This is a genomic window from Hungatella sp. L36 (genome assembly GCF_014288035.1).
This window is the reverse complement of sequence record NZ_JACOPC010000001.1, coordinates 478,191-490,717: the sequence shown is the minus strand read 5'-3', so window position 1 is coordinate 490,717 and position 12,527 is coordinate 478,191. Positions and strand designations below refer to the sequence as shown.

The 12,527-nt window shown below is 48.8% G+C and carries 13 protein-coding genes and 1 pseudogene; 3 read left to right on the top strand and 11 right to left on the bottom strand.

From position 1 onward, the window contains the following. The first annotated feature begins 62 nt into the window (after positions 1-62). On the top strand, positions 63-986 hold the full coding sequence (locus H8S80_RS02040; RefSeq protein WP_002600549.1) for an AraC family transcriptional regulator: 924 nt from the start codon (positions 63-65) through the stop codon (positions 984-986). Positions 987-1,019: 33 nt separating this feature from the next. Here H8S80_RS02040 and H8S80_RS02035 read toward each other — a convergent pair whose 3' ends face one another. The 10 genes and pseudogenes from H8S80_RS02035 to H8S80_RS01990 form a co-directional block, all read right to left on the bottom strand. Beyond that, positions 1,020-1,865: a carbohydrate ABC transporter permease gene (locus H8S80_RS02035; protein ID WP_002600550.1), complete on the bottom strand. Its 846-nt coding sequence runs from the start codon at positions 1,863-1,865 to the stop codon at positions 1,020-1,022. Further along, a complete protein-coding gene (locus tag H8S80_RS02030) occupies positions 1,865-2,839 on the bottom strand; it encodes a carbohydrate ABC transporter permease (RefSeq protein ID WP_002600551.1) in 975 nt (324 codons plus the stop codon). Before H8S80_RS02030 ends, H8S80_RS02035 begins: the two co-directional genes overlap by 1 nt. Before the next feature lie 75 nt (positions 2,840-2,914). Beyond that, on the bottom strand, positions 2,915-4,345 hold the full coding sequence (locus tag H8S80_RS02025) for an ABC transporter substrate-binding protein (protein WP_002600552.1): 1,431 nt from the start codon (positions 4,343-4,345) through the stop codon (positions 2,915-2,917). Positions 4,346-4,848: 503 nt separating this feature from the next. Further along, positions 4,849-5,205, bottom strand: coding sequence for an MGMT family protein (locus H8S80_RS02020; RefSeq protein ID WP_002600553.1), 357 nt, complete (start codon positions 5,203-5,205; stop codon positions 4,849-4,851). Positions 5,206-5,218: 13 nt separating this feature from the next. Beyond that, positions 5,219-5,557 (bottom strand): annotated as a pseudogene (gene trxA / locus H8S80_RS02015) (thioredoxin); the annotation flags it as partial. A 96-nt stretch (positions 5,558-5,653) separates the two neighbouring features. After that, positions 5,654-6,322 (bottom strand): Crp/Fnr family transcriptional regulator, encoded by a 669-nt coding sequence (locus H8S80_RS02010; protein WP_002600555.1) that lies wholly within the window; start codon positions 6,320-6,322, stop codon positions 5,654-5,656. Positions 6,323-6,365: 43 nt separating this feature from the next. Continuing rightward, positions 6,366-8,090: a restriction endonuclease FokI C-terminal domain-containing protein gene (locus H8S80_RS02005; RefSeq protein WP_002600556.1), complete on the bottom strand. Its 1,725-nt coding sequence runs from the start codon at positions 8,088-8,090 to the stop codon at positions 6,366-6,368. A 41-nt stretch (positions 8,091-8,131) separates the two neighbouring features. Further along, positions 8,132-8,869: an aspartate/glutamate racemase family protein gene (locus H8S80_RS02000; protein ID WP_117630103.1), complete on the bottom strand. Its 738-nt coding sequence runs from the start codon at positions 8,867-8,869 to the stop codon at positions 8,132-8,134. Continuing rightward, complete coding sequence (locus H8S80_RS01995; protein ID WP_117630102.1) at positions 8,866-9,705, bottom strand: DNA-formamidopyrimidine glycosylase family protein; 840 nt, start codon at positions 9,703-9,705, stop codon at positions 8,866-8,868. The genes H8S80_RS02000 and H8S80_RS01995 overlap by 4 nt, the downstream gene beginning before the upstream one ends. Then, on the bottom strand, positions 9,702-10,430 hold the full coding sequence (locus tag H8S80_RS01990) for a hypothetical protein (protein ID WP_117630101.1): 729 nt from the start codon (positions 10,428-10,430) through the stop codon (positions 9,702-9,704). The genes H8S80_RS01995 and H8S80_RS01990 overlap by 4 nt, the downstream gene beginning before the upstream one ends. A gap of 268 nt (positions 10,431-10,698) precedes the next feature. On the opposite strand from H8S80_RS01990, the gene H8S80_RS01985 reads away from it, so the two are divergent. After that, positions 10,699-10,887, top strand: a complete 189-nt coding sequence (locus H8S80_RS01985) for a hypothetical protein (RefSeq protein WP_002600560.1) — start codon at positions 10,699-10,701, stop codon at positions 10,885-10,887. A 195-nt stretch (positions 10,888-11,082) separates the two neighbouring features. Next, on the top strand, positions 11,083-11,586 hold the full coding sequence (locus tag H8S80_RS01980; protein ID WP_243007790.1) for a hypothetical protein: 504 nt from the start codon (positions 11,083-11,085) through the stop codon (positions 11,584-11,586). A 46-nt stretch (positions 11,587-11,632) separates the two neighbouring features. On the opposite strand, the gene H8S80_RS01975 is transcribed toward H8S80_RS01980, so the two are convergent. Beyond that, positions 11,633-12,505, bottom strand: coding sequence for an SPL family radical SAM protein (locus H8S80_RS01975; RefSeq protein ID WP_029465958.1), 873 nt, complete (start codon positions 12,503-12,505; stop codon positions 11,633-11,635). Positions 12,506-12,527: the final 22 nt, after the last annotated feature.

Genomic DNA, 12,527 nt, shown 5'->3' with positions numbered 1-12,527 from the left:
CCGCATGGCTGCGGTATAATTGCATCATGATTTCACCGTTTCCCGTGAAAGGAGGATGCAGTATGAGCCGTTTAAACTATACACTGCCGGATGAATACCACGGCAGGGAGTTGGAAGGATACGTGGAAAAAGTAGATTACTACTTAAATTCCAATATCCGCATCTGGCACAATGTCCAGAATGAAGGGTATGCCCTGCACCAGCACAGCGCCATCGAGATTCTCGTTCCGATCGAGAACGTATACACCATCATCGTCAACAACAATACATACCATCTAGAGCCGGGCGATATCCTCTTTATTCCCGGGCTCACTCTTCATGAGATCATAAAGCCGGACTGGGGCGAGCGCTTCTTTTTTATGTTCAACATGGACCCGTTGACCAGTTTCCACGATTACAGCGCCCTGGAGCCGGTGCTGCTGGACCCCTGCCTTCTGACGAAACGGGCGAACACGGGAATCTACGAACATATCTATTCCAGGCTTATGGAGATCAGCAATCTCTATTTCTCTCCCGGCGTCACCTTCCGGGAATACTCGATCTATGCCAATTTAATCGATATTCTGACCACGATCGGCCGGGAACATTACGACACCCTTTTTGCCGGCACGGATAATACCGCCGAGAAGAGTTACGATTATTACCAGAAATTCAACAGCCTGCTGGCCTACATCAACGATCACTATGCCGAACAGCTGACGCTGGAGAATATGGCCGATTACACGGGATTTTCCAAATATCACTTCACCAGGCTGTTCAAACAGCACACGAACTCAACCTTTTACGATTATTTAAGCCGCAAACGGATCCAGGCAGCCCAGACGCTTCTGACGACCGGCGCCTCGATCACGTCTATCGCATTTCAGACGGGATTTAACAACTCGACGTCATTTACACGATGCTTTAAGAAGTATACGAATTACAGCCCCAGCGAATACCGCACGAAATTCATCGAGGACGTGCCGGGGAATGTTCCGGTCTTCTAGAGCGCTTTTATCCCTGGCCATTTCGTCACTGACTTATCCCTTTACGCCGCCCAGGGCGACGCCGGCAATGATGTATTTTGACAGCAGTAAATACACGATGATCAGCGGAAGCACCGTCAGGGCCAAACCCAGATAGACAGAGCCGTATTCCGTCTTGTAGATATCGCCCCGGAGAAGGCTTACCATAATCGGCATTGTGTATTTGTCTTTGTTCGTGAGGAGCACCAGCGGTGTGAACAGGTTGTTCCAGCTGGATACAAAGCTGAATATGGCCTGTGTTGCAATCGCCGGTTTCATGATCGGCATAGCGATCTTATTAAAGATATAGAACTCTCCCGCCCCGTCGATCCGGGCCGCCTGCACGATTTCCAGGGACAGAGACGGCAGCATATACTGCCTCATAAAGAACACCATGGCCGGGGAAGCGATCGCGGGCAGAATCAGCATCGACAGCTGATTTGTCATGTGGATCCGGTATACCATCTGGTAAAAACCAATCATCGTCACCTGGGCCGGAATCATCATAACCGCCATGATAAAGCTGAAAAATGGTCTGCGCAGCCGCCAGTCATACACCACCAGCCCGTAGGCAGTCATGGTGGAAAAATACACCGCGCAGCCCGTGGAAAATGCCGAGATGATCAGCGAGTTCATAAATCCCACCATCGGGTTAAAGCTCTTGCCCAGCAGAATGGACAGGTTGCGCATCATATAGCCGGAGGGGATCATCGAGATGGCATGCTGCTGAATCTGTGTCGTTGAACGCGTGGCGTTGACGATCATGATCCAGAAAGGAAGGATGCTCAGTATGGCAAGGCAGATGCAGACAACGTAAATGACGATTTTTAATGCGGTCGAAGTACGTTTCTTATATTTCATCAGCTTTTCCTCCCTTCTTTTAACGCTTTTCTGTATTCCCGTTCCTGTCTGCGCATCTGTTTATTCAGAAGCACCTCGTCCTTATCCCGCATCAGGAAAAACAGGACAGCCGAAGCTGCGCAGATGATTACAAACATAATCATGCTGGCCGCGGCGGCGCGGTTGTACATGTAGCTGCCGCTGAACGCCTGATTATAGATGAAGACGCTGGTGGTAAGCGTGGCATTGTCCGGCCCGCCCATTAAAAACAGCTTCGGAATATCGAACATCTGCAGACCGCCGATTAAGCTGGTAACCAGTGTGAACAGCAGAATGGTCTTTAAATTCGGAATGGTAATATAGAAAAATGTCTGAATCCGGTTTGCTCCGTCCACCTCTGCGGATTCAAAAAGCTCCGGATTGATTCCCATGACGCCGGAGATCAGAATAATCATTGTGTAGCCATACCACATCCAGAACTGGATAAATTCCACTGTTCCGCGGGCCACCGACTTGTCAACCAGAAAGTTGATGGGCTCCTTTGAAATTCCCAGGCGCATAAAGATATCGTTGACCGGTCCCATCGGATATCCCAGCAGGGCGTTAAACAGAATGGCGATGGTTGCAGCCGTGATGATATTCGGCATGTAGAACAGCACCTTAAACAGCCCTTCCCCCCTGATGTGATACCGCTTATCGGTAAACCACGCAGTCAGCAGGAGCGCCAGACCAATCTGGGGAACAAAGTTGAACAGCCATATATGGATGGTGTTGCTGAACGCCTTCTTAAATGACGGATTGGAAAGCACTGTTTTAAAGTTCTGAAACGGGTCCTCCAGGAAATTAAAATCCACGGCGCCCATTCCCTTAAAATCCGTAAACCCGATCACCCCGGTAAAGATAATGGGATACAGGGAAAAGATCAGAAATCCAAGTACAAACGGAGCACAGAATATGTAACCCCATTTCGCATATCTCAATCGTTTGCGTTTCATAGTTATAACCTCCCTGTAAAATGGGGGAGGACAGAAACTGCCGTCCTCCCCTTGCTGATGTTCTGTCTCTGGTACTTACTCCACGATGATATCCAGGTTATCGGCTACCTGCTGTTTAAAGTCCGTGATCGCCTGCTCTCTGCTCTTATTACCGGCAGTGTATTCACGCACCTGGCCGCGCCAGTAGTTGTTGATGGTCTCATCGTACTGGGTTAAGTTTGTACCATTGGCGTACTTGTTGGCCGGAACAAAGACCTCAAACATATTCTGACCGCCTAAGAAATCTACGGAACCGTCCGATTTGCTCATAACGGTACCGGAAGCAACCGCATCCTTCGTACCTGCGTCATTCATGGTTCCATTTGCCCACATATACTGAAGACTGTCTTCTGCATCGTCCAGAGTGATCCATTCGACGATATCCGCAACTGCGTCTTTTACTTTGGTGTCTTTATTAGCCAGTACCCAGGTGCCGCCCCAAAAGAAGCCGATCGGGGAATCACAGACAGCCCAGTCACCAAATGTTCCTTCGCCAACTGCAGTTCCGCCGCAGTTTGGCGCCATGGTGTAGTTGATCAGCCACGCCGGTCCGAAGAAGCCGAGAATCGGTTTTGCGCCTTCTCCCTTCATATCGGCAAACCATGCATCCTGCCAGTCCTGCGTGTCATTGTGATAGCCGTTGTCCTTTAACTTTTTGGATAAATCCAGGAACGCCTCTCTCTTTGGATCGATGTTTAATTTTCCGTCCACAATCCAGCCTTTGTCCGAGCTGTTTTCCACTGCGTGCCAGATATCTCCGTCGCCGGATACAATGCCGTAGCCCTTGCCCTTTAACTCTTCTGCCGCGTTAAAGAATTGCGTCCAGTCGTTGGTGCCTGCGCCAAGCTTTGCACCAATCTCCTTCGGATCATCGGTTCCCCAGGTGTCCTTGGCGATGGAACGGCGATAGATAAACGCTCCGCCGGTTGCCTGGTAGCCCAGCGCCACCACTTTACCGTCAGGATTCGTTCCGATATCGACTGCATACTGTGCGATCTCAGAGGATTTGATCTTACCATCCGCGTCAATTCCAAGATCTTCATATGGCGCGGCATAGCGGCTGGCGTCACCCTGCGTATATTTCAGGACAAATGCGGCTTCCGCACAGTAGATATCCGGCGCATCACTGCCGCCTGCTGCCAGTGCCTGATCCAGCGCCGGCTGGTACGCGCCATCGGTAGTCGCAATAATTGTTGTTTTAATCTCATAATCAAAATCCGGATGCAGTTCTTTGTACTTTTCAATCATCTTTGGCACTTCGTCGGTAAACGACCAGACATTAATTACCTTGGAACCGGAATCGGAAGAAGCTTCGGTTTTATCCGCAGTTTTATCTGCTGCTTTTTCTGTCTCCGCACTGGCAGCCTTTTCTGTCGCACCACCATCGGAAGCAGGCGCTTTTCCACAGCCCGTTAAGGAAGCCGCGATCATACAGCCGCACAATAACCCAGCGATCATTTTTTTCATTGTAAATCCTCCTTTGATCATGGTTCGCAGGCTCATTCGCTCTAAGCCTGCAACGTTTTTGATGGATTCATTTTACCATATGTAAAAGGGGATTTTCTCTACATATGTTGCTTTTCATGCAACATAAATTGCGATGTGTCTTTGTGTATTATGTTAGATATTTATTTATTTTAATATTTATTTTATGTATTTTTACCCATTTTGTAATATGATTGCGGGTTTGATCCGTGATTATTCTTGTTTTTGTTTATATTTGTCTAATTTTCGGTATGCGTGTATAAGCAATATATGAATGGTTAAATAGCTGTATTCATTCCTTATAATTTCAAAGGCATATTTTGATTCCAATGTATTTTTTTATTTATATATAATCAGAAACAAGGACAATATTTATCCCTGCCAGCAACAAAAATAAGGACCCGGAAAAGCGTAATTGCCTTTCCGAGTCCGTTTCTGATATTTCTCAGTAAACATGTATAAATAAACTCTCCCCGCCCGCACCGTCATATTCCGTTCTGCTCAAACCATTCCCGGAATTCCAGTGCGTCCTCCAGCGTATGATGCCACCCAAACTGCTTCAAATCCACCCGGTTCTCGTCGTCAACGATTACGCCCTCCGCTTCCAGAAGCTTCTTCTGCGTATCCGGAGTTCGAAAGGAAGCCGCTCCGCTTAGATATCCGGAGGCGTTCACCACGCGGTGTGCCGGCAGATCCTTTCCTCCCAGGCGGCGGTTCAGTGCATACCCCACCTGCCTCGAATTCCTTGGCTTCCCGCATAACAGGGCGATCTGGCCATAGGTGGCCGCTTTTCCATATGGAATATGATTCATGACGAATCTGACACGCTCATAAAAATCCATGGTACCTCTTCCATCATGAGTTGAACATCTGCTCGATTGCGGCCTGGGGCTTCACACCCACGGAGGTGGCAACCGCCTTTCCTTCCTTCATCAGAATCAGCGCCGGAATGCTCATAATATGAAACTTCTCAGCCAGCTCCTTCTGCTCTTCCACATTGACCTTTCCCACCTTGATATGGGGGTTTTCCTCTGCAATTTTATCTACAACAGGGGAAAGCTTTTTACACGGCCCGCACCATGGCGCCCAGAAATCGAGAAGCACCGGCTTTCCTGAAGTTACGACTTCCTCATGATAATTATTATTTGTGATTGAAAATACAGACATTTTATTTGTACTCCTTTTATTCATTGATTGATGATATAAGAATACACGAAAACGATCTGCTTTACAGTGACTTTGTTACACACGTAATTTGTTCCGGGTGCATACCGATATATTTCCGGCCAGCTACCGCAGACTATCCGCCGCCAGCTCCGTGAGCCTCTTCTCATTCAGAAGCTCGATTCCTCCGCGGGTCAGCTTAACCAGGCCATCTGCCTGAAATGCCTTCAGCATCCGGGTGATAACCTCCCTGGCCGTCCCCATGTGGCGGGCGATCTGGTCGTGGGTGATAGAAAGCTTCCGGGTCTCATCGAGCCCGCTCTCCTCCAGCAAAAACGCCGCAAGACGGCTGTCGATCTTCTTGTTCAGCACCTGGTCCATCAGCCACATCACATCGGAAAAACGCGCCGCCATCAGCTCATTGGTAAAATTGGCAACCGCCGCGCTGTTGTCCATCAGATCTCTGTAGACATCGACTGGGATATGAAGAATCTCCGTGTCCTGCTCTGCTTCCACGATTACATCGAACAGGATGCTCTTCACCATGCAGGGCGCTGAAAATATACATAAATCCCGTTCCAGCAGCCGGTACAGTGTCAGCTCCCTGCCCTCCTCCGATATGGTATAGACCCGCAGCTGTCCGTCCAGCGTAAGAATCAGCCCGGTACACTCATCCGCTCCGTGGTGAAGCACCTGCCCTTTTTCAAACCGGCGTCTCTGCACGCTTCCGGCCAGTGTCCTCCGCTCTGCTTCCGTCAATTTTTTCCAAAATGGAAGGTATTCTCCCAACTCCATGAACATTCCCTCTTTCTGCTTCCACTATCCATTATATTACCTTTTACCGAAAAGTGACCTCGTCGTTGCAGTCGAACAGGCGGAAAAATTCGGAATACTCCATACGGCCCGCCTTTAATTCTTCTGCCAGCAGCAGAAGTGTCACGGAGTCTATCGCGCCGCCGCAGAGTCCGGAGCGCATGTGGATATTTTCCAGACGATCTTTAAAGCCTCCGGTAAAGGAACCCGACACAAAAGCAAACCGGTAATCAGTCACGCCTTCATCAAATACCTTCCACCAGCGGTTCGGATTGATCTTCTCGTTCCGCTCCTTATTTTCCTCCAAATAGCGGTACATCTCGTCCGCCTGCTTGATCGGAAGGGAGTATCCTTTTCCATACGCCTTATTGTCGATAATCATGCCGTCTTTTCCATAGTAAATGCAGACATCCGGCTTCCTGGTATCTCCCAGTCTTCCTCCCAGGAAATCCAGTTCCCTGGTGAGAAGCTCCGCCGTCTGAATCTCATAGTCGCGGTCTGATGTACCATCGAAGCCCAGATCGATTAAAAGCAGATACTCGTGGCTTACATGGGCCAGCCGCTCTCTGACGCTGTCCTTTACGACAGCCATATCGGATTTTACGGAGATCCGGCCCGCATCGTCCGCCGGAATCTCCAGGCCTACGATATCGTCCATGATCTTATACGTCTTTCCGGTACGCTTCACATTTAAGCCGATGTTCTCAAAACCACGGATATCATCCTTAATGGTCTCCACCGTCTCTTCCAGTCCCGCCGTCTCCAGATAGGCCTTCACCTGCTCCGGCGAACGATAATCCTTCAGAAGGTACTGGATAATGCGGGTCCTCCGGTTCCTTAAGTAATCCCGGTCTGCTGCCTTCGTTGCCAGCATATCCCACATCACCCGCTTCGGTATCCGGGCAAACTTCGAGACACCGGTGGTATGCTTGAACACGGTTCTCCCCTTTAACGTAAGCCGGTAGGACTGGGGTATGGTTCCCTCATACCGCCTGGTTCCAGCATCCTCTGCCGCCGTCTTCGCCGCCTGTTCCACCCAGCCCATCTGTTTCAGCCAGCTGCAGATGGTTCGGACGTATTTATCACTGGTTCCTTCTGTATCCTGAAGAAGCTTTGCCCTGTCCTCCTCCGCCGTTTCGGAGAGTCCCTGCAGGATCATATGCTGCGGAATCGAGGTAAAACCGGCCTCACCGATAAAGCCCAGTTTGGCTCCTATTTCAAACTTTGTCAGATGGTCGCCCGCTGCCAGCAGCGAAAGCACCCGGCAGACAGGAGGATAGGAGAGAAATGCCGTTGTAAGCGCCTCCTCCTCTTCTTTGCTCCCTGCTTCCGCCTCCGCATAGGAACGTCCCAGAGCGGACAGTGAGCAGGTATCGCCATTTCTGTCATAATTCAAAAAACCGATGCTGACCGCCCAGCGCAGAAATGAATCCGCCGGCCAGTCACTCTGGTACTCTTTTCTCTGCCCGGGCAGCACCGCCTGGATGATGCCAGAACACGGTGCATTACTTCTCGTATATCCCTTCGGTGTCCCTTTCCCTTTCAGATGGGCGTACGGCACGATGACCGGATCAGCCTCCAGCTCCTCTATAAATTCCGCTTTGCCATCTTCATCTGAAATGAGCCGGACCAGTTTGTCCTCTATTAACCGTCTGTTGACGGGAGACCCCGGCACAAAGACCGATACCACATTTTTTAAATTTTCCAGCTTATAAGCCTCCTGTACCCAGCCAAATGTTCTGACAGCCACTCGGAACACCTCCTTTTCATCTTTCATCTTTCATCTTTCATCTAGCATCTAGTTTCTTTCGTCCAATATCTTTCATCTTCGTCTGCATTACCCAACACCGAGAACTCCGCCGCCTTCTCCGCATGAATCAGGGCCGTATCAAACAGCGGCACCTCCGTGTCCCCGTCCTTTACCAGAAGGCCGATCTCTGTACAGCCAAGGATCACTCCCTGGGCGCCCCTCTCTTTTAAATGGGCGATGATCGTTAAATATGCCTCTTTTGATGTCTCAGACACGATACCCCGGCACAGCTCCTCGTAGATCACCCGGTTCACGGTTTCGATCTCTGCCGCCTCCGGAATGAGCACCTCCACGCCGTACTCTGCCAGTTTTCCCTTATAGAAATCCTGAGTCATGGTATATTTCGTTCCCAAAAGGCCCACACGGTCCATGTTCTCTGCCTTAAGCCTCAGAGCGGCCGCCTCCGCAATATGCAAAATGGGAATATCGATCTTACTCTGAATCTGAGGCGCTACCTTGTGCATGGTATTCGTGCAGATTACGATAAAATCAGCCCCCGCCTTCTGCAGGCTTTTGGCCGCCTCTCCCAGTATTTCTCCGCTTCTCTCCCATTCTCCCGCGGCCTGGCACTCTTCGATCTCCTGAAAATCCACGCTGTAAAGAACGCATCTGGCGGAGTGGAGACCTCCCAGCCTCTCTTTCACCGCCTCATTGATAACCTGATAATAAGTAACGGTGCTTTCCCAACTCATTCCGCCGATCAGGCCGATTGTCTTCATCTCTTCTCTTCCTCCATTTTTTGGCACAACGGACAGTAATAGACCGCCCCGCCCAGATAAGTTTCTTTGACGATCTCTCCGCCGCATGCGGGACAGCCGGAAGCCCATGTATTCTTTGACATCAACGTCTGATAGCCCCCTGGATTCCCGAAGAGATCTTTTTCGGTATCGCGCCCGCCCTGTTCCGTCATGGTTTGAAGCACCGTCTTTACCTGTGCCCACAGAACGTTCTTTTCACAGTCTGAAAGGCTGGAAACCTTGCGTTTCGGATGAATTCCCGCCTGAAACAGGATATCCTGAAGGCAGCCGTTGCCAAGCCCCGGCATCCGCTGCTCCGTAGCCAGAAATGCCTTGACGCTCATGGCCGGTTTCACAGAAGCCAGCAGTTCTTTAAAGTACCCTTCATCAAATTCCTCTGTCAGCGGCGAAATGCTCTCGATACTCTTTCTGTAGTACTCATTGTCATAATCTCCCGAATGGCAGGAAATACTGCCATACATGGCCACTGTAAATGCAATCGCGGACCCATCCGTAAATTCCAGGAGAAGCTGGTATTTCTTCGGACGGACCTCTTCCTTCCGGATAAAACGGGGATTTACTCCGTCATTGAAACACAGCCTGACGCCGCCGTCGAATTCCAGTTCCGAAAAGATACCAAAACCAGCCGCGCCAGTTACCGTATGACCGGCCAGAAGCGCCTGATACTCCTCCGGCTCATGGTTAAACCAGCAGAATTTGTGGGGTGAGGAAGGGGGATATACCGCGGATACCGTCTTTCCTCTCACTGTCTCTCTCATCTGTTTTGCCAGGTTTATGGCCTCCGGCAGTTCAATCATCGCGTGTCCTCCATTCTGACGGCCTTAAACCGTTCCTTCAGCAGTCCCTTTATATATTCGGTATCATAAGTCAAAATCTCCTGTTTCTCATCTCTGGTGTTATATGCTTTTAAAATTATATTCCCATTCTGAAAATCGGAAAACTCGATATCGTCGTAAATATCATAATCCCGATCCATTAGTTCGTGACCATTTATTCCCTCCGGCTCTGTAAAAGGATTCTCAAAGTCGAGAATCATGACATCAAATGGGCAGGCCCAGAAACAGCCTGTCACTGCCAAAAGGTCGGATTTACTGTCATATACTGCATCTGTCCAGATAAAACTCTCCTGAAAGTCTTCCTGTTTATCCGGATAAACACATGCCGGTACATAACGGAACACCTCTCCCGTCTCCACACAGAAAATACTGCATCCGTATAAATCCTCCCGGAATACCAGATACCGCTTCCCATTCCGGTGGTGAATCAGCCGGCAGAAATCCCCGTCATCATCCAGGTTCCTCCAGCTTAACAGTACGGTTCCGTCCTCTCCCACAAGATCATGGATCACCGCGTGGATATTCCCCTTTAACGTTCCTGTATAATATCGGGAGCACAAAGAGAAGCCATCGTCTAAAGCCGCTGTTTCCGGTATTCCCTTCTGCTCTTCTCTGTGTTCCTCATTGAATATGGAAGAGAAAGATTCCCGATAGTGAAGGTAGGCTTCGTTGTAAGCCGCGTTCATTTGCCTCACATCCTTTTCTGATTGGCTGTCTTGCATTTTTCTATGTATTTTTATATTCTATCATAAACACGAAATTCGCGAAAGTCCTCATGAAAGGTTTCGATCTGTATCTGTTCCGGCATGCATGTCCGCCAAACCTGAAATGCGTGCTGTATCAAGGCCGCTCCAGATTGACAAGCTTCGTGTAATATTATACACTGTCCATAACATCATGCTTTTATATCAGACAAATAAAGTCTTAGCAAAACGGATTCAGAAGGGAAGGACAATGGACAAAAACAATATTCCGGTTATTACGTGTATGTGTTCCGGTATGACAATCGGGCTTGCCATCGGTGGTGCGGTTGGCCTGGCACAGGGAAGAGCAGGCATAACAATGTGTTATGGCTTATTATTTGGAATGATTATTGGAGTGATAATAGGAACTGTCATTAAGAAAGTCAAAGAAAAAGAATAATACTTGTAATGTCGGCTTGCTTTACTCTGCTTTGTGTCATTTATGGAATTATATCCAACAATCCTTATGAGATAACCTGAATACCTGAAGTAATCTTTTTCTTACTGTTCTTCTTTGAAAATATTATTGAATACTTATGGAAGAACAGGAAAAAGCAGCGGCTAATAAATGGATCATTATGCATGGAGGTATACGATGAAGCATGAAACAGAGGGTCTGCATGAACAAAAAGGCAGAACAGAGCAAGTCTCCCAATTTCAGAGAGCATGCAGTCAGATCTGTACCTGCTGCCAGCTCCCTTCCAGCGGACATTTTACAGTTGGAAAGATTTATGCATTCAAATATATCATTGATGCACAGCAAGTCATGGATGAGGAGGAGGAATGGGTTACGCTGTGCGATCAAGCATTCGATTCTTGTTTTGAAGATATTACGGAAGTGACTACTTCTTTCTGCCCAATGTCTTTTGACAAAACGATATACCATATATATCTGATTTTGGACGAAGACAGCAATAATCGCAAGGAGATAAAAGCCTGCGCCAAAGTCCTGAATATCAACTATCTTAAGGCAAGAGAAAAATTGAATCACAAACGGTGTTTGCTTACAAGCGGGGAAGCCGGTATGATACAGGGAGTGCTGGAGAAATTATCTGCTTTTGATGTACACTATGAAATCGAACCTCCTTATCCTTATTAACAAACACCCCGATAAAGCCCCATGCCCATGCCCTTGCCCTCTACTCTCACTCAAACAATGACATCTGAACCCCCGCCTGTTTATCCTCAAAGGTATGCATATACTCAAACAGCCGATTGCTGCTGCAGACCATTCCCGTATTACGGCATTCTTCTTTTACCAGGGCGAGCAGACGCCTGGTATCCGGCGACGGGATCTCGTAGCTGTTTCCATAGGTACGGATATAGCGCTCCTTCATCCCCGGAAAATGCTGATCCAGCTGCGCATAGAAATACTGCCTGTCCCCATCCCGCAGCGTCACGCCGATGCCAAAGAGCATCAGCCCGTATACCGACGCGTCACGGCAGTATGACAGAATGCCGCGTATGTTCTCCTCTGTATCGTTTATAAATGGAAGAATCGGAGACAGCCAGACGATGGTTGGAATCCCCTCCTCCTTAAGAATCCGCAGCACCTCCGCTCTGCGTCCGGTTGTGCAGACATTCGGCTCGATGATCCGGCAAAGTGCCTCATCATACGTCGTAAGCGTCATGGAAACCACACACTTCGTCTTCCGGTTGATGCTTTTTAATAAATCCAGGTCGCGCAGGATTAAATCCGATTTCGTCTGGATGGACAGGCCAAATCCATAGTAATCGATCAGTTCCAGACTCCGCCTGGTAAGACAGAGCCGCTTTTCCAGATGTAAATAGGGGTCGCTCATGGCGCCTGTTCCGATCATACATTTCTTTCGTTTGCTCTTAAGCGCCTTCTCCAACAGTTCTGCAGCGTTGGACTTTACTTCAATATCTTCAAACGCATGATCCATCTGATAACAGGTGCTTCTGGCGTCGCAGTAAATGCATCCGTGCGTGCAGCCTCTGTAAAGATTCATGCCGTTCTGTGCAGACAGAATCGACTTTACCTGTTTTTCATGCATACAGTTTCCTCCTAATTTCCAT

What these genes read in the sequence shown, in the direction of transcription:
- H8S80_RS02040 (WP_002600549.1), top strand. Translation starts at nt 63, where the DNA reads ATGAGCCGTTTAAACTATACACTGCCGGATGAATACCACGGCAGGGAG.
- H8S80_RS02035 (WP_002600550.1), bottom strand. Translation starts at nt 1,865, where the DNA reads ATGAAATATAAGAAACGTACTTCGACCGCATTAAAAATCGTCATTTAC.
- H8S80_RS02030 (WP_002600551.1), bottom strand. Translation starts at nt 2,839, where the DNA reads ATGAAACGCAAACGATTGAGATATGCGAAATGGGGTTACATATTCTGT.
- H8S80_RS02025 (WP_002600552.1), bottom strand. Translation starts at nt 4,345, where the DNA reads ATGAAAAAAATGATCGCTGGGTTATTGTGCGGCTGTATGATCGCGGCT.
- H8S80_RS02020 (WP_002600553.1), bottom strand. Translation starts at nt 5,205, where the DNA reads ATGGATTTTTATGAGCGTGTCAGATTCGTCATGAATCATATTCCATAT.
- H8S80_RS02010 (WP_002600555.1), bottom strand. Translation starts at nt 6,322, where the DNA reads ATGGAGTTGGGAGAATACCTTCCATTTTGGAAAAAATTGACGGAAGCA.
- H8S80_RS02000 (WP_117630103.1), bottom strand. Translation starts at nt 8,869, where the DNA reads ATGAAGACAATCGGCCTGATCGGCGGAATGAGTTGGGAAAGCACCGTT.
- H8S80_RS01995 (WP_117630102.1), bottom strand. Translation starts at nt 9,705, where the DNA reads ATGATTGAACTGCCGGAGGCCATAAACCTGGCAAAACAGATGAGAGAG.
- H8S80_RS01990 (WP_117630101.1), bottom strand. Translation starts at nt 10,430, where the DNA reads ATGAACGCGGCTTACAACGAAGCCTACCTTCACTATCGGGAATCTTTC.
- H8S80_RS01985 (WP_002600560.1), top strand. Translation starts at nt 10,699, where the DNA reads ATGGACAAAAACAATATTCCGGTTATTACGTGTATGTGTTCCGGTATG.
- H8S80_RS01980 (WP_243007790.1), top strand. Translation starts at nt 11,083, where the DNA reads ATGAAGCATGAAACAGAGGGTCTGCATGAACAAAAAGGCAGAACAGAG.
- H8S80_RS01975 (WP_029465958.1), bottom strand. Translation starts at nt 12,505, where the DNA reads ATGCATGAAAAACAGGTAAAGTCGATTCTGTCTGCACAGAACGGCATG.